The sequence below is a fragment of the Achromobacter aloeverae genome (assembly GCF_004121055.1).
Lineage (GTDB): Bacteria > Pseudomonadota > Gammaproteobacteria > Burkholderiales > Burkholderiaceae_B > Bordetella_C > Bordetella_C aloeverae.
In genome coordinates this window covers 39,129-58,103 of sequence record NZ_PYAL01000008.1, presented here as the reverse complement: position 1 = coordinate 58,103, position 18,975 = coordinate 39,129, and the positions used below count along the sequence as shown (strand labels likewise).

Below are 18,975 nucleotides of genomic sequence, written 5' to 3'. Positions count from 1 at the left end.
GTCGTTCTTGGTCCCGTTCCTGGTTCTTAACCCGCCCCGCGCCTGGCTCCCCGCCCCGGCCCGTGGGCCTTGCCGTCAGCGTCCGGCAAGGGCATGCACCAGGTCCAGCGCCACCGGATACAGCGACGCGACCAGCAGCAAGGCCATGCCGCCGTTGAAGATGCGCACGGCGGCGGGCTTGCGCAGCAAGCCCCTCAGCGAACTGCCGAACATCACCCACACGCCCACGCTGGGCAGGTTGATGGCGCCGCAGACCGCGGTGCCCACCAGCAGATTGGCGTAGAAACCGTTGGCGGGGATGTAGGCGGCCGCGATACCGACGGCCATGACCCAGGCCTTGGGATTGACCCACTGGAACGCCGCCGCCTGCAGGAAGGTCATGGGCTGGGCGCGGCGGCCGTCTTCGCTCAGCTCGCCCGCGCGCGCGATCTTCCAGGCCAGGTAGAGCAGGTAAGCCGCGCCGGCATACTTGAGCAGGGTGTACAGCACCGGCGCATTCTGGAAGACGGTGCCCAGGCCGGCGCCCACCAGCAGGATCATCAGGGTGAACCCGATGGACACGCCCAGCAGGTGGGGCAGGGTGCGGCGGAAGCCGAAATTCAGGCCCGATGCGGCGAGCATGACGTTGTTCGGCCCGGGAGTGATGGAGCTGACCAGCGCGAACAAGGCCAGCGGCGCAAGGAGGCTGCCGGAGAGCAAGGGGATGCTGGCGGTGAAGTCGTTCATGGGCGCGCTCCCCGCACGGCGGCACGGCGTCCGCCCGCGATGACTGCAATCACGGCCAGCGCGCACAGCAGCGTGCTGGCTGGCACCGTTTCCTGGAACAGCAGGGCGGCGGCCAGGACGGTCAGGAAGGGCTGCAGCAATTGCACCTGCCCGACCCGCGCGATGCCGCCTTGGGCCAAGCCGCGATACCAGGCGAAGAAGCCGATGAACATGGAGAAGAAGGAAAGGTAGCCCAGCGCCATCCAGGTCAAGGGCGACGGCGCCGTAGGCGCGTGCCAGGCCAGCCAGCCGACGGGCGCGACGATGAAGGGCGCGCTGATGGCGAGGGCCCAGCAGATGGTGCGCCAGCCGCCCAGCGTGCGGGCCGCCTGGGCGCCCTGGGCGTAGCCCATGCCGCCCAGCAGCACCGCCAGCAGCAGCCAGAGGTCGCCAGGCTGGGGCGCGCCGCCGCCTTCGCGCAGCGCGAAGCCGACGACCAGCGCGGCGCCCGCCAGCGCCCACAGCCAGAATCGACCGGACGGGCGCTCTCCGCTGCCCAGGGCCGCGAAGGCGGCGGTGCACAGCGGCAGCAGGCCATTGATGACCGCGCCGTGGGCCGACGGCACCGTGCGCATGGCCAGCGTCGAGGCCAGGGGCCAGCCCACCACCACGCCCAGCGCCGCCAGGATGACCGCGCGCCATTCATCGCGGTTGGGGCGCCGGCTGCGCGTCAGCCACAGCAGCAGGATGGCGGGCACCGCCGCCGCCAGCGCCCGTCCCAGGCCGACCAGCAGCGGGTGCAATTCGGCGACGGCGATGCGCGACATCGGCAGGGTGAGGCTGAAGATCAGGACGCCCATCAGGCCGTAGCCGTAGCCATCCCAGCGGTGATGGGGCTGGGTGGCGGGGGAGCGAGTCTCCGGCCGGGCGGACAGGGAAGTAGCGGTGGGTGGCATGCGTGTCTCCGGCATCCGGGCGAATCCGGATTGCCGGTCTGCCCGTAAGCCTGACACTCTACGTAAGGTATGCGGTACAGTACCGGTACACTTTTTCAGATAATTCAAATAACTGGCCTGGTCGCTCGACCATGACAGTTATCCCCGACCCTGCACGCGAGCCCTTCCCCGACCATGGACACGATGTCTTCCTGGCAACCGGTGCGCGGCGCCGACACCACCCTGGCGGCGCAACTGGCCGACGATCTGGCCCGCCGCATCGAGGACGATGTGCTGCGCCCAGGCGCGCGCCTGCCGTCCATACGCACCATGGCCGGGCAGGCCGGCGTCAGCCGTTTCACCGTGGTCGAGGCCTACGAGAAGCTGGCTGCGCGCGGCTTGATCCAGTCCCGGCGCGGCGCCGGGTTCTTCGTGGCGCCCCGGGCCCTGCCGCCGCAACCGGCGGCCGCGCGGCAGGCGCCGCATGCGCCGGCGCGCATCGATATCGCGTGGCTCCTGCGCAGCATGTTCCGCGAGTCGGCCACGCCCGACATGCCGGGCGGCGCCGGTTTGTTGCCGGCCGGATGGCTGGATCCCGAGATGGTGGCCAGCGCGGTACGGGCGGTCGGACGCGGCGTGCGCAGCAATCTGGTGAGCTATGGCCATCCACAGGGCTTTCCGGCCCTGCGCCAGCAGCTCGCGGCGCAACTGCAGGGCCTGGACATTCCCGCCCATCCCGACGAGAACCTGTTGACGACCGCCGGCGTGACGGAGGGCCTGGACCTGATCGCCCGCCTGCTGGTGCGGCCAGGCGACACGGTGCTGGTGGAGGATCCTGCCTGGTTCCTGATCTTCGCGCGCCTGGCGGCCTTTGGCGCCCGCGTGGTGGGCGTGCCGCGCACCCGGGACGGCTACGACATGCCGGCGCTGGAGCGCCTGGCCGCGCAGCACAAGCCCAAGTTGTTCATCGTCAACAGCGCGGTGCACAACCCGACCGGCTACAGCCTGTCCGGCGGCGTGGCCTATGACGTGCTGCGCATCGCGGAGAAGCACGACTTCATGCTGGTGGAGGACGACACCTATGCGGAACTGCATCCTGGCAAGGCCATGCGCCTGGCGACGCTGGACCGCTTGCAGCGCGTGATCTTCGTCGGCGGCTTTTCCAAGATGATGGCGGCCAGCCTGCGCGTGGGCTATGTGGCGGCGGCGCCGGCCATACAACAGCAGCTGACCGACCTGAAAATGCTGTCGGGCCTGACTTCGTCGGAGCTGGGCGAGCGGGTGGTGCATCGGATCCTGGCCGAGGGGCAGTACCGCCTGCATATCGAACGGGTGCGCAATCGCGTCGACGAGGCCCGCGAGCGTTGCGTGCGGCAGCTGCAGCGGCTGGGTTTCCAGGTCCCGCATCCGGTCCAGGCAGGCATGTTCGTCTGGGCGGATTGCTGCCGCGATTCGGAGTCGTTGGCGCGCATGGCGGCCGAGCGTGGCTTGCTGCTCGCGCCCGGCACCTTGTTCTCGCCGACGCAGGCGCCGTCGACCTATATGCGGTTCACGGTCAGCATGGCGGACAACCTGGCGGCGTGGAAGCAACTGGCGGCGCTGATGGGGCCGCGCGGCGACTGATGCCGTTCCACTGATGCCGTTCCACTGCTGCCGCTCAACCGCTGGCGGCGGGGGCCAAGGCCTGCTGCAACCACTCCACGCAGACCCTGACCTTGGCCGAGCCATCCAGGCGCGGCGGGTAGACGGCCCAGATATTGGCCTCCTGGTACCAATCCGGCAGCACCTGCACGAGCGTGCCGGCGGCCAGCAACGGCGCCACGTTCCACATCGAACGCAGGAAGATCCCATGTCCTTCGACGGCCCAGCGCGCCACCACCTCGCCGTTATTCGACGACAGCGGGCCGCTGACCTTGGCGATCTGCTCGCCGTGGCGCGAGCGCAGGCGCCAGACGCCGAAGGGATGGTCGCGTTCCTTGATGACCAGGCAATCGTGTCCCGCCAGGTCGGCCAGGCCGCGTGGCGTGCCGGCCCGCGCAAGATACGCTGGTGACGCGCACAGGATGCGGCGATTGGGGGCGAGCCGCCGGGCAATGAGATGCTGCGCAATGGTGTCGCCGACGCGCACGTCGATGTCGTAGCCTTCCGCGGTGATGTCGACCAGGCGGTCGAACAGGTCCAGCCTCAGTTGCAGGGCGGGGTGATGGCGTGCCAGGTCGGCGATCGCGGGCGCCACCACCTGGCGGCCGAAGCCGAAGCTGCTGCACAGGCGCAAGCTGCCGCGCGGGGCCTGGCGCGTGACGCCCAGGTCCTCCACCAATTCGTTCAGGTCGTCCAGGATGCGCTGGGCACGCGCCATCACGCGCTCGCCCTGGTCTGTGACGGCGACCCGGCGCGTGGTCCGGTGCAGCAGGGTGACGCCCAGCGTGCGCTCCAGCGTTGTGACGCGCTTGGTGACGTAGGCGGGCGACATGCCCAGCGCATTGGCGGCCGCCACGAAGCTGGCCTTGCGCGCGACGGCGAGGAAGACGCGCAGGTCTTCGTTGAGCGGTGTCTTCAGGGGCGTCTTGGGTGATTCGTTCATGCGTGATCCCGTCATTCACGTAGCGTGCATAGTCAATTCACGGTGATCATATTGTGCCCGAAATGGAAACTTGCCTACGATGCGGATCGCCACGCTTGGTCCTACGCCCCGGGCCGGGCCGCGGGTCCGGGATGGGCCCATGTTTTTCAACCGAGGAGGGACACCCGTGAACAAGACATATCGCATCGCCGTTATCGCCGGCGACGGCATCGGCAAGGAAGTCATGCCCGAAGGCCTGCGCGTGCTGCGCGCCGCCGCCGGGAAATTCGGCATCGGCCTGGATTTCCAGCACTACGACTGGGCTTGCGCCGAATACTATGAACGCCATGGCGCGATGATGCCGGAGGACTGGAAGGCGCAACTGGCCGGTGTCGACGCCATCTATTTCGGCGCCGTGGGCTGGCCCCGGACCGTGCCGGACCACGTGTCGTTGTGGGGGTCGCTGCTGCAGTTTCGCCGCCAGTTCGACCAGTACATCAACCTGCGTCCGGTGCGCCTGTTCGAAGGCGTGCGCTGCCCGCTGGCGGGCAAGGCGCCCGGCGATATCGATTTCGTGGTGGTGCGCGAGAACACGGAAGGCGAGTACACCAACCTGGGCGGCCGCATCTATGCGGGCACGGAGCGCGAGATCGTCATCCAGGAGTCGGTGTTCTCGCGCTTCGGCGCCGACCGCGTGCTGAAGTTCGCCTATGAACTGTCACGTGCGCGCGCCCGCAAGCAGCTGACCGTCGCGACCAAGTCCAACGGCATCGCCTTGAGCATGCCGTGGTGGGATGAGCGCGCCGACGAGGTCGGCCAGTCCTATCCGGACATCCGTGTCGACAAGCAGCACATCGATATCCTCTGCGCGCGCTTCGTGCTGCAGCCGGAGCGCTTCGACGTGGTGGTGGCGACCAACCTGTTCGGCGACATCCTGTCCGACCTTGGGCCGGCCTGCACGGGCACGATAGGCCTGGCGCCGTCCGCCAACCTCAACCCCGAAAAGCGCTTCCCGTCGCTGTTCGAGCCCGTGCACGGGTCGGCGCCGGATATCTACGGCAAGGGCATCGCCAATCCGGTGGCCATGATCTGGTCGGGCGCGATGATGCTGGACTTCCTGGGCGATGGCGCGGGCGCGTGCCGAGCCGCGCACGACGCCATCGTGCAGGCGATCGAGGAGGCCTTGCGTAGCGGGCCGCTCACGCCGGACCTGGGCGGCAGCGCCACCACGGTCGAGCTCGGGCAGGCCATCGCTGAGCGCGTGGCGGCAGGGTAGGGCAAGCCAAGGCGGCAAGGCGGGGCAGCAGGGACAAGCTGCCCCGCGGGCACGGACCGGCCCGGCGCGCCGGCGGTCGGGCCGGGTCGGACGGACGCGGATTCCTGAATATACTGTCGGCTTCAAGCCCGTCGCCGCGCCTCGCGCGGCGCGGGTTCTCGACCCTTCAAGGAATTCATCATGTCCCTTCCCGTCCGCGTGCTGACCGAAAATTTCTCGGTCGCCCCCCAGCTTACGCCCGATGACATGCCCGCCGTGGCCGCCGCGGGCTACAAGAGCGTGATCATCAACCGGCCGGACTACGAAGGCGGCCAGGACCAGCCCACCGCGGCCCAGGTGTCGGAAGCGGCCTTGAACGCCGGCTTGCAGGTCGAATACCAGCCCGTGGTCAGCGGCGCCATGACGGCCGAGGACGTGGCGCATTTCGCGCAACTGCTGCGCACCCTGCCCACGCCCGTCCTGGCCTATTGCCGTTCCGGTACCCGCTGCACCAATCTTTTCCTGGCCGCACAGCAGAGCTGACGCGTGGCGGCGCGGGCCCCGCGTCGCGATAGTCGGGTTGTCCCTGGGTGGGTGCTCATCCGCGCATGCCTGTTTTCCTGTAAATTGAAATTTCCTACTTCCAGGAGCAGGCACCATGTTCAAGAAGATCCTGATTCCCACTGACGGTTCGCCGCTGTCGGCCCAGGCCGCGAATGCCGGCGTCTGCTTTGCGCGTTCCATCGGCGCCGAAGTGGTCGCGCTGTATGTGACCCAGCCCTTTGCCGCGACCATCGGATTCGATGGCATGGCTGCCGCGTATGCGATCACCGACGAGGATTATGAAAAGGCCTCGGCCGAACAATCCAGCCGCTACCTGAAGGCCGTGATGGATCGCGCCGAGACCGCCGGCGTGAAGGCGACGTCGCGCGCGGTGTCCAACTTCAATGTGGCCGATGGCATCGTGCAGGCCGCCCAGGAAACCGGCTGCGACCTGATCTTCATCGGCAGCCACGGGCGCAGCGGCCTGTCGCGCCTGTTGCTGGGCAGCGTGACGGCCAAGGTGCTTTCGCTGGCGCATACGGGCGTGCTCGTGTATCGCGTCAAGGAAGAAAAAGAGAAGTAAGGCAAGAGAGAAGCAAGGCGCGCGGACGCTGCCGTCCGCGCGTCCCGTCCTACGCGCGAGCGGCTTGCTCGACGCCTATCGTCATCGACACGCTGCGGTTGCGCATGCGCAGCGACAGCGCGGCCGATGCGGCCAGGATGACCAGGACGCATGTCAAGGTATAGCGCAGGCCGTGCGCATCCGACACCAGCCCGAACACGGGCGACACCATCCCGCCGATGGACATGGCCAGGCCCAGCGTGATGCCGCTGGCGGTGGCCGGGTTGCGCGGCAGGTAGTCCTGCGCCAGCGTGACCTGCGCCGAGAAGGGCAGGAACATGGCGATGCCCAGGGCGCCCGTGCAGCACCACGCCCACACGGCATCGGGCGCCAGCGCCAGGCCTCCCATGGCGGGCAGCGACAGCATGTAGCCGAGCCGGATGGCCGGCATGCGGCCCCACCGGTCGGCCAGCCAGCCCCCCAGCAGCGTCCCGACCGCGCCTGCGGCAGTGAAGCTGGTCAGGGCGGCCGCTCCCATGTACGGCGCGCCGCCGAGCTCCCTGATGACGTACAGCGACAGCATGGACAGCACGGTGACGTAGGTGACCGACCAGCCGACGATCACGCCGCAGAGCAGCGCGAATGCGCGCCAGTCGTTGGTCGCGTGATCGGCGGCCTTGCGTGCCTGGGCCGGCGCACGGCCTCGCGCTCGCGCGCCGGTCGTGGCGGCCAGCCACAACATCGCCATCAGCAGGGCCGGCAGGGCCAGCAGCCAGCTGCGATCCAGGGCGCCACCGCCGACGACGGTGTTGGCCAGGAAGGGCGCGAAGGATGCGCCTATCGTGCCGCCGACCGCGAAGACGCTCATGGCCCGTTGCGAGCCGCCGCCCGCCGCGCGCGCGGCCACCGTCGCGGGAGGATGGTAGGCGGCGATGCCCAGGCCGCAAAGCGCCGCGGCCAGCCAGGTCGCGATATAGCTGTCGCCGCTCATGCCGGCCAGCACCAGCCCCAGCGCCGCCACCAGGAAGCCCAGCGGCACCATCCAGCCGCGCGGCGCCTTGTCGGCATAAAGGCCGAACAGGGGTTGCACGACGCTGGACAGGCCGGTGGCGGCCAGCATCAGGCCGCTCACCGCGGTGTAGTTGTAGCCGCGTTCCAGCACCATGAAAGGCAGGAGGGCCGGAACCAGGCCTTGGTAGAGGTCGTTGACCGCATGCGTGCTGGTCAGCAGGCCGAGCCGGACGCGGTCGGGCCTATGGGAAGAGGGGGAGTGGTGATGCGCGCTCATGAAATGCCTTTCGTCGAGAAAAAGACATGCTAAAAAGACGAATAAAGGAATTCTCTCTATAAAACTACTTTTGTCATCGAGAAATGGACAAACGCTCTTCTCCGCCCTCCAACGCATCCCCGCGCGCGTCTGCCACCGGTGCCGGGCCGGGGGCGGCGCCGCTATTTATCCAGGTGTCTCCACGTGATCGCGCGTGGGCCTCGCCCGCTGTCGTCGACGACAGCCAGGACTGGCTGGATATCGGCGGGGGAGATCGCGCGCTGGTGCACGGGGAGCAGACGGCCCGGCCAGTGGTCGCCTATGCGATGGATGCTCCCGACGCCACGGTCATCCCGGCCCATGCGCATCGCCGCGGGCAGATGCTGTACGCGATTTCGGGCGTGATGCTGGTACGGGCGGCGGTCGGCAGCTGGGTCGTTCCCCCGGGGCGCGCGGTCTGGGTGCCGCCCGGCGCGCGGCACGAAATCGTGATGGCGGGCGACGTCGCCATGCGCACGGTGTTCGTGGAGCCGGGATTGCGGGCGGGTTTATGGGAAAGCTGCCAGGTCTTCGAGGTCAGCCCCCTGCTGCGCGAACTGGTGATCGCGGCGGTCGACCTGCCGCTGGACTATGTGACCGGCGGCCGCGACGAACATTTGATGACCTTGGTGCTGGACGAGATCGAACGCGCGCAGCCCCTGTCCTTGCACGTACCCATGCCGGCCCACGCGGGCCTGGCCGCGTTGTGCCGGGAACTGGTGCGCGATCCGGCGCGGGAAGTCAGCCTGTCGGCCTGGGCCCATGTGCTGCATATGCATCCGCGTTCGTTGGCGCGCCTGTTCCTGCGCGAGACTGGCATGAACCTCGGCGAGTGGTGCAGGGAGACCAAGCTGCTGCTCAGCCTGCCCAGGCTGGCGGCGGGCGCGTCCGTGCTGGAGGTGGCGCTGGAGCACGGCTATAACAGTCCCAGCGCCTTCACCGCGGCCTTTCGCCGCACCTTCGGCGCGGCGCCGAGCGCCTATCTGCGGGACCGGACGTAGCGCAAGTGCTGGAAGCGGGATTCCTGCCGGGCGCGCGGCAGGCGGCGCCATGGTGTCCCGGTGTCCGGACCAGGGGCGATGCCTTCCTGGCCTGCCGGCGCGTGCCTTAACTGGCGATGCGTTCCGGGCAGGCGTACAGGGTGGCGTCGTCGCCGCGCATGAATCCCATCAAGCCCACGCCCAGGCGTTGCGCCAGGCGCTGCGCGAGCGCCGTGGGCGCGGAGACGGCGGCCAGCATGCCGACGCCGGCGGCAGCGGTTTTCTGCACCATTTCGAAGCTGGCGCGGCTGGACACGACGACCAGGCTGCCCGCCCGCCGCGCCGGCCCGATGTCGGCGCGGGCCAGGGCCCCTATCAGCTTGTCCAGCGCATTGTGGCGGCCGACGTCTTCGCGCACCAGTTGCAGTGCGCCGTCGGCATCCGCCCAGCCGGCGGCATGCGTGGCGCCAGTGGCGGCGTGCATGGGTTGGCGGCCGCGCAGGGCCTGCATGGCGGCCAGGGCCGACGCCAGCGGCAGGGCGTGGGCGCGAGGCACGGGGGTAAGGTCGCGCACGACCTCGGGCAGGGTCTCTACGCCGCACAGGCCGCAGCCGGTGCGTCCCGACATCGCGCGCCGGCGCTCCTTCAGGCGCGCGGCGCAGGCGCTGGAAATTTCCACCTGCACGACGATGCCATCGCATTCGGCGCGCCATTCGATGCCGCGCACGTCATGCGCGCTGCCCACGATGCCTTCGGTGAGCGAAAAGCCCAGCGCGAAATCTTCGAGGTCGGCCGGCGTCGCCAGCATGGTGGCGTGGCTGATGCCGTTGTACTCCAGCGCGATGGGCGTTTCTTCGGCCAGCTGATCGGTTTGCGGCGCCGGCGCCAGCCGGCCGCCACGGACGCGCAGGACTTGCGACGGAAGCCAGGTCGGATGCTCTGCGGGGTCGGTGTCCATGATGTCGCCGGCGGGACGATGGCGGCGGCGACGCCGGCCATGGGCCCGAACTAGGGGTGAAAAAGCGTATATACCATGCCGGCGTCTTCGCCGACCTGCCGGCGTCGCGCGGCTGGCGGTCGGACCGCCTGGCCGGGGACGGCGGGTCCGGGTAAAGCCCGGCGGCGGGACGTTGCCGTAAAAGCTATGATGTTCCCATGTCCAGAGTGATTTTCCTGACCGATCATCGCCAGGCGCCGGCCCAGGTCCCCGCGCCGGCGCATTTGCCCATGCCCGGCGAGCCCCTGCTCGACACGCGCGGGCGGCCTTTGCGCGACCTGCGCATCTCGGTCACGGACCGCTGCAATTTCCGCTGTACCTACTGCATGCCGCGCGCCGTGTTCGACAGGAATCACGAATTCCTGCCGCATCGGGACCTGCTGACTTTCGAGGAAATCGCCGCCGCGGCGCGTGTTTTCGTCGCCATGGGCGTGCGCAAGATCCGCCTGACGGGCGGCGAACCGTTGCTGCGCAGGAATATCGAGACCTTGGTGGCCTTGCTGGCCGAGCTGCGCACGCCCGAGGGGCGCAAGCCGGAGCTGACGCTGACGACCAACGGCAGCCTGCTGGCGCGCAAGGCCGGCGTATTGAAGGCCGCGGGCCTGGATCGCGTGACGGTCAGCATGGACGCGCTGGATCCCGCGGTTTTCGCGCGCATGAGCGATAGCGATTTCGATGTCGCCCGGGTGCTGGAAGGCATCGAGGCCGCGGCGGCCGCGGGCCTGGCCCCGGTCAAGGTCAACATGGTCGTGCGCAAGGGCGTCAACGACGACCAGATATTGCCGATGGCGCGGCATTTCCGCGGGTCCGGCCATGTCCTGCGCTTCATCGAATACATGGACGTGGGCAGCACCAACGGCTGGAATATGACCGAGGTCGTGCCCAGCGCCGATGTGGTGGCGCGCGTGGCCAAGGCATGGCCGCTGCGCGCGGTGCAGGACGAGGAAATGGGCCGCGTGGCCGCGCGCTGGGCCTATGCCGACGGCGCCGGCGAGATCGGGGTCATCTCCAGCGTGACGCAGGCGTTCTGCGGCGGCTGCACGCGCGCCAGGTTGTCGCCCGAAGGGCGGCTGTTCCTGTGCCTGTTCGCCACGCAGGGGCACGATCTGCGCGAACTGATACGCGGCGGCGCCGACGAGGCGGGGCTGATGCGCGCCCTGGCCGGCATCTGGCAAGGGCGGGGCGACAACTATTCCGAGCACCGCGCGCAAGCGGGTCCGGACCTGACGGCCGCCGGCGGGCACAAGATCGAAATGAGCTATATCGGTGGGTGATCCAGCGATACATGCGCCGCCCGGCATCGCCATGCCGCGGGCGGGCGCCGCCGGCAATATCGCCGGCCTGGTCCTGGCCGGCGGACGCGGGGCGCGCATGGGCGAGATCGACAAGGGCCTCGCGCCCTTGCGCGGCGTGCCGCTGGTGGAGCACGTGCTTCGCGTGCTGATGCCGCAGGTGGCGCGGCTGGTGGTCAGCGCCAACCGCAATGCGGACAGCTATTCCCGTTACGCGCCGGTGCTGGCCGACGATCCGGCGCATGGCCTCTGGCAGGGCCCCCTGGCTGGCATCGCGGCGGGCCTGGCGGGCAGTCCCTTGCCATGGGTGGCGACGGTTCCTTGCGATACGCCCTTCCTGCCTGGCGACCTGGTGGCGCGACTGGCGCTGGCGCTGGCCTTGCCGGCCGATGGCGCCGGTGGTGGAACCGACGGTAGTGGAGCCGACGGCAGGCCGCGCATCGCCGTCGCCCGCGCGGGCGGCCATCGCCAATCGGTCTGCATGCTGTTGCCGATAGACCTGCTGCCGTCCTTGCGTGCCTACCTGGATGCCGGGGAGCGCAAGGTGGACCGTTGGCAGGATCGCCACGGCTGCGTCGAAGTGGCCTTCGACGACGAGGCTGCCTTCATGAATCTCAACACCATGGCCGAGCTTGCGCGGGCGCAGTCCTTGCCGCCCACGGGCTCCCGCCATTGGTCATGAGCCCATGATCCGCGCTATGCCTGCCAGTGGCGGAAGTCGTAGTACGCCACTTTTTCGCCGTCATACACCGGCACGCCGGCCGGGATGCGCGCCAGTCCGGTGGCCCAGGGCAGGGAGCTCATCACGCCCGAGCCCTGGCGGTCGAACACCTGCAATTCCCCGACGCTGCCCGCATTGACCACGCGCTTGACGCGCAGGAATTCCTCGCGCGTGTCATGGCGCGGCCGGGGCGTGCGCAGCGTCAGGTAGCTGACCTGCGGGAAAATCTCCGTGCGCCCCTGCATGCGGCGCAGCAAGGGCGTCACCAGCACGGTGAATACCGCGTAGGCCGACACCGGGTTGCCCGGCAGGCAGACGATGGGCTTGCCCGACACATGGGCCATGGCGACCGGCTTGCCGGGTTTCATGCGCACTTTCCACAGCGCCAGCGTGCCGCCCAGGCTTTCCAGGGCCGGCTTGACCAGGTCCTTGTCGCCGACCGACACGCCGCCGACGCTGAGCACCAGATCGCATTCGTCGGTCAGCGTCCGCAGGGCCGACTTCAGGCTGGCCTCGTCATCGCGAGCATGCAGCACGTGGGTGGCGCGCGCGCCCATGCCGTTGACCAGCGCGGCCAGCATGACGCCGTTGGAGTTGTAGATCTGGTGGCCTGAACGGGGCGCGCCCGGTGCCACCAGCTCGTCGCCCGTGGTGAGGATGCCCACGCGGACCGCCGGATGCACGGTGACCTCGGCGTAGCCCTGTGATGCCAGCAAGGCGACGTGCGCCGCGTCCAGCCGGGTGCCGGCGGCCAGCAGCGGCTGGCCGGCAGCCACGTCCTCGCCGCGCCGGCGCACGTGCTGGCCGGGCTTGGGTTCGGCCAGGATTTCGACGAGGCCGTCCGCTGCGCGGGTGTCTTCCTGCATGACCACGGTGTCGGCGCCGGCGGGCATCAGGCTGCCGGTGAACAGGCGCGTAGCCTGACCCGGGGCCTGGGCGGCCGCCTCCTGGCCGGCGTAGACGATCTGCTGCACGGGCAGCGCGTGCCGATTGCCGGCGGCGGCCACGTAGTCTTCATAGCGCAGGGCATAGCCGTCCATGGCGCTGTTGTCGGCCGGAGGCAGGTCCAGGGTGGCGGTCAGGTCGGTGGCAAGCACCAGGCCGGAGGCCTGGTACAGCGGCACGCGCGCGGTCCGGGTGGGGGCGGTCGCGCCCTGCGCCAGTTGTCGTTGGGCGTCGTCGAATTCCAGCATGCGGCGTCGTTCCGTCTGCGGGCCGGCCTCCGCCGGCGCCAGGCCGGCAGGGCCACGGGCCCTGGGATCATCGGGGTTTGAAGTGCGAAGCGAAGTTGCAGGGCTTGTGGCGGCTGTCCAGCTGCTCGGAAAGAATATGGTTCCAGGCCGCTTCGCAGGCGCTGGTCGAGCCCGGCAGGCAGAATATGAGGGTGTCGTTGGCGATGCCGGCGAGGGCGCGCGACTGGATGGTCGAGCTGCCGATGTCGGCATGGGACAGCTGGCGGAACAACTCGCCGAAGCCCGGGATTTCGGTATCGAGCAAGGGCGTGACCGCCGTTGGAATGGCATCGCGATGCGAGAAGCCGGTCGCGCCGTTGGTGATGATGACCTGTACCGCGTCATCGGCTATCCATTCGCTGATGATGCGGCGGATGGCGTAGACGTTGTCCTTGACCAGGTCGCGCCGCACGCAGTTGTGCCCGTCGCGCGCCAGGGTTTCGGCCAGCCAGTTGCCCGAGGTATCGTTGCCCGCGGTGCGCGAGTCGCTGACGGTCAGCACGGCGCAGGCGAGCGACACTTTCTTGTCGTTTTTCTGGTCGTTCATGATGCTTCCTTCGAGGGATGACCGTCCCAGGAACAGGCACGGTCGGTATCGCTTTGCTTTTGCTCGACCCAGAAACTGCGGCCGCTGGCCAGGGTCTCGCGTTTCCAGAAGGGCGCCCGCGTCTTCAGGGCGTCCATGATGTACTCGCAGGCCTGGAAGGCGTCGCCGCGGTGCGCGCTGGCGGTCGCCACGAAAACGATCTGGTCATTGCGCGCCAGGGTGCCGACGCGGTGCACGATGACATAGTCCAGCACGCGCCAGCGCTCGCAGGCCTGGTTCGCGATGTCTTCCAGTTCGCGCTCGCACATGCCGGGGTAGTGTTCCAGCGTCAGCGTCCGGGTGGCATCCTCGGACGAGAAGTCGCGCACGTAGCCGGTGAAGGTCACCAGCGCGCCCGCCGCGCCGGTGCAGCGCTCGCGCAGGACCGCCTGCAAGGCGCCGGCGTCGAAGTCGGCTTCCTGGACGACGATCATGGGATCAACCTCCGGTGACGGGCTCGAACACCGCGACTTCGTCGCCGGCACGGATCAACACGCCGGGCTTGGCATGGGTCTGGTTGACGGCCAGGCGCAGGCGGCTGGCGCCGGCCAGTTCCGGATATCGCCGGCCCAGTTGCAGCAGCAGGTCGCTGCCGGTAAGCGGGCCGCCTTCCGGCAGCGGATAGGTCTCCGCGCGGCGGCCGGTGATCTCGGCCACGCGGGCGAAATAGAGCAGATGGATGGCCCCCGGGCTGGGTGGGGATGACCCGGGGCCGGTAGTCGTGGACGAACCGGGGTCGGTTGTCGTGTTAATCGCGCCGTTCACCGCGCACCTCCGTGCCCAGGCGGGCAGAAATCCACCCGCCATTCTACTCCGTCGGGGCCCGCCATTCGCCGCTTTTGCCTCCCGCCTTGTATTCCAGGCGGACCTGCTCGATGACGATGCCCTTGTCGGCTGCCTTGCACATGTCATAGACGGTCAGGGCCGCCACGCTGCAGGCGGTCATGGCCTCCATCTCGACGCCGGTCTTGAAGTCCGTGCGGCAGGTGGCGCGCACTTCCACCTCATGGCGGTCATCGTCCAGCGCGAAGTCCACGCCGACGAAGGACAGCGGCAGGCTGTGGCAGAGGGGGATCAGGTCGGCACAGCGCTTGGCGGCCAGCATGCCGGCCACGCGGGCGGTGTTCAGCACCTCCCCCTTGCCGCGCCCGGGCTGGGTGAGCAGGCCATAGGCCGTGGCGTTCAGGCGCACGCGGGCCGACGCAATGGCCACGCGCGCGGTGCTGGATTTATCGCCGACGTCGACCATGCGGACCTGGCCGGATTCGTCGAGGTGGCTCAATGTGGGCGGTGTGGTGGACATGGCGGTGACAGGCCGGCGAGGCTCCAGGGTAGGCGGCCGCGAGGCCGGGGGGTCGGGGGAGGGCCGGCAGGCCTCGTGGTCAAGGTTTGAAACGAATTGCCCGGGTATAAAGGCGCACGCGGGCACGGAATTCGGACACTATTCGGGTTTGCCTTGGCGGTGCCCTGCCTTGCCCATGCGGGAAAGGGCTGGCCGCCGCCAATGGCAGGCATGCACCCGGTTCACCGTTGGGCCTCCTGGCGTCGCAACACGCGGCCCCGAGGTCCGGCGGCGCCGTCAATGATAATGGACGCATCGCTGCGTCGGGGGTGATAATCGCCCCGTAGCCCTACAGGAGAGACCTTCAATGTCCTTGCGGATACCCCGGATACGGCTTTCGCGGCGGCTCGGCCGCATCGGTCTGGGTATCATCGGCTTCATACTCCTGGTCTTCGCCCTGGCGGCGTGGCAGGTGCCGAATTTCACGCGCAAGGCGCTGACGGGGCAGGTCGCGGAAATGCTGGGCCGCGAGGTCCAGGTCGGCAAGATCTCCTTCAATCCCTTTACGCTGACCCTGCGCGTGCACGACCTGAAAATCGCGCAGCCGGGGTCGGAGACGCCCTTGCTGGCGGTGGGCGAGGCCAATGCCAGCGTCGCCTGGCGATCCGTGGTCTGGTTCGCGCCGGTCGTCGATCACCTGGAACTGCACCAGCCCAAGGTGGCGCTGGTGCGCGAGGGGCCGACCCGCTTCAACTTTTCCGACATCCAGCAGAAGGTCGCCGACATGTCCGCGGCCCAGCCGCCGGCCCCGGAGGAGGACAAGGACAAGCCCCTGCCGCGGTTCTCGCTCAACAACGTGCTGCTTGAAGGCGGCGCCATCACGCTGGATGACAAGGTCACCGGCCGCAAGCAGGTCATCGACGACATCACCCTGGGCGTGCCCTTCATTTCGAACTTCGGCTACGCCACGGACATCGACGTGCTGCCGCGTTTCCACGCGCGCATCAACGGCAGCCCCTTCGATCTGCGCGGCACGGCGCGGCCGTTCGACAAGGTGCCGGCCTCGACGCTGGACGTGGTCTTCACGGGGCTGGCGCTGGACCAGTGGGCCGATGCCTGGCCGGCGCCGCTGCCGGTCAAGCTCCAGCATGGCTTGCTGGACTCGGACCTGCACATCGTGTTCGAGCAGCCGCATGACGCGCCGGTCAGGCTGCGCGTCACCGGCAACCTGGGCGTGCGTGAGTTCGACCTGCGCGAGAGCGCCGGCGACAACCTGGCGGCCTGGCGCAGCCTGAACGTGCGGCAGGTCGACCTGGATGTCATCGGACGGACGGCGGCGATCGGCGACGTGGAGTTGCTGGACCCGCGCATCCAGACGCGGCGGGACGCCAACCAGCGGATCAACTGGCTGGACGTCATCGACAAGTTGCAGCGCTTGAGCGCGGGCGACAAGACCGAGGGGGCGCCCAAGGTGTCCACGGTCAAGACCGTGGTGCCAGCGGCGCCTGCCACGGACAAGGCGACCACGGACAACGCGACCACGGACAATGCCGTCCCCGCCACGGACAAGGCGGCCGCAAACGGGGCGTCCACGGGCAAGGCGCCTTCCGCCACGGACAAGACAGCGGCGGCCGACCAGACGGCATCCGCGCCCCCGGCATCCCCGCCGCCGCCCCCGGCGCCCGCTGCCTGGCAGGTGACGATAGGCGCCGTCAACGTCGGCAACGGCAACCTCCACCTGCGCGACGCCACGACCAAGGTGGACTACACCCTGGAAAAACTGGACGCCACGGTCCAGCAGATACGCATCCCGCAGCCCAAGGACCAGCCGATCGGGCTGTGGCTGACCGTGGACAACGCCGATGGCGCAAAGCTGCGCGGCGTGGGCAAGCTGATCCTGCAGCCCCTGAACCTGGACCTGGACGTACGCGCGGCTAGCCTGCCGCTGGCGCCCTTTGCGCAAACCGTGCGCAACGCGACGCCCGTGCTGCTGCAAGGCGGCACGGTGGGTGTGTCGGCGCAGGTCCATGTGGTCGACCACAACAACGTGCTGGCGGTCAATGCCAGCGACATCAAGGTCGATGCCGCCGATATCGCCGCGCGCGACGAAAGCGCCAAGCCCGCCGTCGACGTCGGTCTCAAGCGACTGGCCCTGTCCGTCGACAAATGGACCCTGGGCTCCGGCTCGTCCAACTTCGACCTCAAGGCCGATGGCCTGCTGGGCCAGGGCGTGCTGGCCACCCAGGGCAGCTTTACGCTGGACCCCTTGCAGGTCAGCGCCAAGGTAGACCTGTCCAAGCTGGACCTGGCGCGCTTCGCACCCTATGCCGCGTCCAGCCTGAACGCCACCGTGCGGTCGATTTCCGTGGGCGCCAAGGGCGAGGCCAGGTTCGTGGCGGCGGCGGGCGGCAAGCCCATGCAGGCCAGCTGGAAGGGCGCCGTCAACGTCGACGACCTGAATTTGCTGGATCGGGTGAATCGCGCGGACTTCCTGGCGTGGAAAACGCTCGCCTTCAGCAACATGGCCATCCAGGTCGTGGGCGACAAGCCGCGCCTGGACCTGGGCGACATCGTTCTCGACGATTTCTATGGCAATGTGCTGCTCAACGGCGAGGGTCGGCTGAACGTCATGGACCTGGTGGCGGAACCGGGCAAGGCCGGCGGCTCCATCACGCAGGACACGCAGACCCGTTCCGCGCCACGTCCGGCGCCCGCCGGCAAGACGGCGGGCGGAGGGCTGCCGGACATCACGGTGCGCAGCGTGACGCTGAAGAATGGCCGCGCCACCTTCAACGACCGCTTCGTCAAGCCGAACTACACGGCCGAACTATCCAATGTCAGCGGGTCGGTCTCGGCGTTGTCGTCGACGAATCCGCAGCCCGCCAAGGTCAGCGTCAATGGCCGTGTCTATCGCACGGCGCCGCTGTCCATCAGCGGTGTGGTCAATCCCTTCGCCAAATTCCTGACCCTGGACTTGAAGGCCACCGCGCGCGGCGTGGACCTGCCGCGCTTCACCACCTATTCCGCCAAGTACGTCGGCTACCCGATCAAGCGCGGCAAGTTGTCGGTGGACCTGGAATACCGCATCAAGGACCGCGCCCTGTCGGCCAGCAACCACGTGGTGCTGAACCAGCTGACTTTCGGCGAGAAGACGAACAGCAAGGACGCCACGACGCTGCCGGTGATGCTGGCGGTGGCCTTGCTGAAGGACCGTAATGGCAATATCGACATCGACCTGCCCGTGTCGGGGTCGCTGGACGATCCCAGCTTCTCGGTTGGCCGCATCATTCTTGGCGTCATCGGCAACCTGGTGGTCAAGGCGGTGACCTCGCCCTTCAGCCTGCTGGCTTCCGCCTTCGGCGGCGGGGAAGAGCTGTCCTACGTGACCTTCGCGCCGGGCAGCGACGCGCTGGACGATACCGCGCGCGAACGGTTGGGCAAGCTGGCCACGGCCCTGGCCGACCGTCCGTCGCTGCAGATGGATATCTCCGGGCGCGCCGACCCGGCCACCGATGACCAGGGCCTGCGCCAGGCCTGGGTCGAACAGCGTATCCGTGCCGCGCAGGCGCGTTCGAGCGGCAAGAGTACCCGCCTGAACAACGCGCCGCTGTCGGCCGCCGACCGCGCCAAGTATCTGGAATCGGTCTACGACAACACCAAGATGGAGAACAAGCCGCGCAATTTCATAGGCATGGCCAAGTCCTTGCCGCCCGACCAGATGGAAGACCTGCTGCGCAAGGCGGCGCCGGTGGGCGACGAACAGCTGCGCCATCTGGCCGACGCGCGCGCCCAGGCGGTCTATGAGGCCTTGCAGGCGGCAGGTGCCCCCGCGGACCGGATTTTCGTGGTTGCGCCGGAGCTGTCGGCCGAAGGCATCAAGGACAAGGACGCGCCCAGCCGGGTCGAATTCTCCATCAAACATTGACCCTGGCGGACGCAAAAGGCCGTATGCTCCCTGCGCGCGGCCCCTGTCCCCGTTCCTTTCCCGACTTCAGGCGCCGCATCCCAAAACGGCC

The 18,975-nt window shown here is 68.7% G+C and carries 18 protein-coding genes; 8 read left to right on the top strand and 10 right to left on the bottom strand.

Annotated elements, in window-relative coordinates:
* Positions 1-75: 75 nt before the first annotated feature.
* Together C7R54_RS23815 and C7R54_RS23810 are read right to left on the bottom strand one after the other, a co-directional pair.
* Positions 76-726, bottom strand: coding sequence for a LysE family translocator (locus C7R54_RS23815; RefSeq protein ID WP_129153213.1), 651 nt, complete (start codon positions 724-726; stop codon positions 76-78).
* The gene (locus C7R54_RS23810; RefSeq protein ID WP_129153212.1) at positions 723-1,661 is read right to left on the bottom strand and encodes a DMT family transporter; all 939 of its coding nucleotides are present in this window, start codon (positions 1,659-1,661) and stop codon (positions 723-725) included. Before C7R54_RS23810 ends, C7R54_RS23815 begins: the two co-directional genes overlap by 4 nt.
* Before the next feature lie 201 nt (positions 1,662-1,862).
* Between C7R54_RS23810 and C7R54_RS23805 the strand changes: the two genes are divergently transcribed.
* Positions 1,863-3,263, top strand: a complete 1,401-nt coding sequence (locus tag C7R54_RS23805; protein ID WP_192903744.1) for an aminotransferase-like domain-containing protein — start codon at positions 1,863-1,865, stop codon at positions 3,261-3,263.
* A 34-nt stretch (positions 3,264-3,297) separates the two neighbouring features.
* Here C7R54_RS23805 and C7R54_RS23800 read toward each other — a convergent pair whose 3' ends face one another.
* The gene (locus tag C7R54_RS23800; RefSeq protein ID WP_192903731.1) at positions 3,298-4,224 is read right to left on the bottom strand and encodes a LysR substrate-binding domain-containing protein; all 927 of its coding nucleotides are present in this window, start codon (positions 4,222-4,224) and stop codon (positions 3,298-3,300) included.
* A gap of 139 nt (positions 4,225-4,363) precedes the next feature.
* Between C7R54_RS23800 and C7R54_RS23795 the strand changes: the two genes are divergently transcribed.
* From C7R54_RS23795 to C7R54_RS23785, 3 genes are all read left to right on the top strand, one after another.
* Positions 4,364-5,479: a tartrate dehydrogenase gene (locus C7R54_RS23795; protein ID WP_129153209.1), complete on the top strand. Its 1,116-nt coding sequence runs from the start codon at positions 4,364-4,366 to the stop codon at positions 5,477-5,479.
* Positions 5,480-5,659: 180 nt separating this feature from the next.
* Positions 5,660-6,001: a protein tyrosine phosphatase family protein gene (locus C7R54_RS23790; protein WP_129153208.1), complete on the top strand. Its 342-nt coding sequence runs from the start codon at positions 5,660-5,662 to the stop codon at positions 5,999-6,001.
* Between the two features lie 115 nt (positions 6,002-6,116).
* Positions 6,117-6,584, top strand: a complete 468-nt coding sequence (locus C7R54_RS23785; protein WP_129153207.1) for a universal stress protein — start codon at positions 6,117-6,119, stop codon at positions 6,582-6,584.
* A 49-nt stretch (positions 6,585-6,633) separates the two neighbouring features.
* On the opposite strand, the gene C7R54_RS23780 is transcribed toward C7R54_RS23785, so the two are convergent.
* Positions 6,634-7,851 carry an MFS transporter gene (locus C7R54_RS23780; RefSeq protein WP_129153206.1) on the bottom strand — a complete coding sequence of 406 codons (1,218 nt, stop codon included), beginning with the start codon at positions 7,849-7,851 and terminating at the stop codon, positions 6,634-6,636.
* Between the two features lie 239 nt (positions 7,852-8,090).
* Between C7R54_RS23780 and C7R54_RS23775 the strand changes: the two genes are divergently transcribed.
* Positions 8,091-8,870: an AraC family transcriptional regulator gene (locus C7R54_RS23775; protein ID WP_377815469.1), complete on the top strand. Its 780-nt coding sequence runs from the start codon at positions 8,091-8,093 to the stop codon at positions 8,868-8,870.
* A 106-nt stretch (positions 8,871-8,976) separates the two neighbouring features.
* On the opposite strand, the gene fdhD is transcribed toward C7R54_RS23775, so the two are convergent.
* Entirely contained in the window at positions 8,977-9,807 is an 831-nt protein-coding gene (gene fdhD, locus C7R54_RS23770; protein WP_129153204.1) for a formate dehydrogenase accessory sulfurtransferase FdhD, read from the bottom strand.
* 197 nt (positions 9,808-10,004) lie between these two features.
* On the opposite strand from fdhD, the gene moaA reads away from it, so the two are divergent.
* Complete coding sequence (gene moaA / locus C7R54_RS23765; protein WP_129153203.1) at positions 10,005-11,120, top strand: GTP 3',8-cyclase MoaA; 1,116 nt, start codon at positions 10,005-10,007, stop codon at positions 11,118-11,120.
* Positions 11,121-11,151: 31 nt separating this feature from the next.
* Positions 11,152-11,820, top strand: a complete 669-nt coding sequence (gene mobA / locus C7R54_RS23760; protein WP_129153656.1) for a molybdenum cofactor guanylyltransferase MobA — start codon at positions 11,152-11,154, stop codon at positions 11,818-11,820.
* A 14-nt stretch (positions 11,821-11,834) separates the two neighbouring features.
* Here mobA and C7R54_RS23755 read toward each other — a convergent pair whose 3' ends face one another.
* The 5 genes from C7R54_RS23755 to moaC all read right to left on the bottom strand — a co-directional run bounded on the left by C7R54_RS23755 (position 11,835) and on the right by moaC (position 14,980).
* Positions 11,835-13,052 carry a molybdopterin molybdotransferase MoeA gene (locus tag C7R54_RS23755; protein WP_129153202.1) on the bottom strand — a complete coding sequence of 406 codons (1,218 nt, stop codon included), beginning with the start codon at positions 13,050-13,052 and terminating at the stop codon, positions 11,835-11,837.
* A gap of 67 nt (positions 13,053-13,119) precedes the next feature.
* Positions 13,120-13,638 (bottom strand): molybdenum cofactor biosynthesis protein B, encoded by a 519-nt coding sequence (gene moaB, locus C7R54_RS23750; protein WP_129153201.1) that lies wholly within the window; start codon positions 13,636-13,638, stop codon positions 13,120-13,122.
* A complete protein-coding gene (locus C7R54_RS23745) occupies positions 13,635-14,111 on the bottom strand; it encodes a molybdenum cofactor biosynthesis protein MoaE (protein WP_129153200.1) in 477 nt (158 codons plus the stop codon). The genes moaB and C7R54_RS23745 overlap by 4 nt, the downstream gene beginning before the upstream one ends.
* A gap of 4 nt (positions 14,112-14,115) precedes the next feature.
* Positions 14,116-14,352: a MoaD/ThiS family protein gene (locus tag C7R54_RS23740; protein WP_377815466.1), complete on the bottom strand. Its 237-nt coding sequence runs from the start codon at positions 14,350-14,352 to the stop codon at positions 14,116-14,118.
* Between the two features lie 133 nt (positions 14,353-14,485).
* Complete coding sequence (moaC, locus tag C7R54_RS23735; protein ID WP_129153198.1) at positions 14,486-14,980, bottom strand: cyclic pyranopterin monophosphate synthase MoaC; 495 nt, start codon at positions 14,978-14,980, stop codon at positions 14,486-14,488.
* Between the two features lie 346 nt (positions 14,981-15,326).
* Here moaC and C7R54_RS23730 point away from each other — a divergent pair, with 346 nt between their 5' ends.
* On the top strand, positions 15,327-18,884 hold the full coding sequence (locus C7R54_RS23730; RefSeq protein WP_129153197.1) for a DUF748 domain-containing protein: 3,558 nt from the start codon (positions 15,327-15,329) through the stop codon (positions 18,882-18,884).
* The last annotated feature ends 91 nt before the right edge of the window (positions 18,885-18,975 follow it).

Coding starts and splice junctions, on each gene's coding strand:
- C7R54_RS23815 (WP_129153213.1), bottom strand. CDS start 726: ATGAACGACTTCACCGCCAGCATCCCCTTGCTCTCCGGCAGCCTCCTT.
- C7R54_RS23810 (WP_129153212.1), bottom strand. CDS start 1,661: ATGCCACCCACCGCTACTTCCCTGTCCGCCCGGCCGGAGACTCGCTCC.
- C7R54_RS23800 (WP_192903731.1), bottom strand. CDS start 4,224: ATGAACGAATCACCCAAGACGCCCCTGAAGACACCGCTCAACGAAGAC.
- C7R54_RS23795 (WP_129153209.1), top strand. CDS start 4,364: ATGTTTTTCAACCGAGGAGGGACACCCGTGAACAAGACATATCGCATC.
- C7R54_RS23790 (WP_129153208.1), top strand. CDS start 5,660: ATGTCCCTTCCCGTCCGCGTGCTGACCGAAAATTTCTCGGTCGCCCCC.
- C7R54_RS23785 (WP_129153207.1), top strand. CDS start 6,117: ATGTTCAAGAAGATCCTGATTCCCACTGACGGTTCGCCGCTGTCGGCC.
- C7R54_RS23780 (WP_129153206.1), bottom strand. CDS start 7,851: ATGAGCGCGCATCACCACTCCCCCTCTTCCCATAGGCCCGACCGCGTC.
- fdhD (WP_129153204.1), bottom strand. CDS start 9,807: ATGGACACCGACCCCGCAGAGCATCCGACCTGGCTTCCGTCGCAAGTC.
- moaA (WP_129153203.1), top strand. CDS start 10,005: ATGTCCAGAGTGATTTTCCTGACCGATCATCGCCAGGCGCCGGCCCAG.
- mobA (WP_129153656.1), top strand. CDS start 11,152: ATGCCGCGGGCGGGCGCCGCCGGCAATATCGCCGGCCTGGTCCTGGCC.
- C7R54_RS23755 (WP_129153202.1), bottom strand. CDS start 13,052: ATGCTGGAATTCGACGACGCCCAACGACAACTGGCGCAGGGCGCGACC.
- moaB (WP_129153201.1), bottom strand. CDS start 13,638: ATGAACGACCAGAAAAACGACAAGAAAGTGTCGCTCGCCTGCGCCGTG.
- C7R54_RS23745 (WP_129153200.1), bottom strand. CDS start 14,111: ATGATCGTCGTCCAGGAAGCCGACTTCGACGCCGGCGCCTTGCAGGCG.
- moaC (WP_129153198.1), bottom strand. CDS start 14,980: ATGTCCACCACACCGCCCACATTGAGCCACCTCGACGAATCCGGCCAG.
- C7R54_RS23730 (WP_129153197.1), top strand. CDS start 15,327: ATGTCCTTGCGGATACCCCGGATACGGCTTTCGCGGCGGCTCGGCCGC.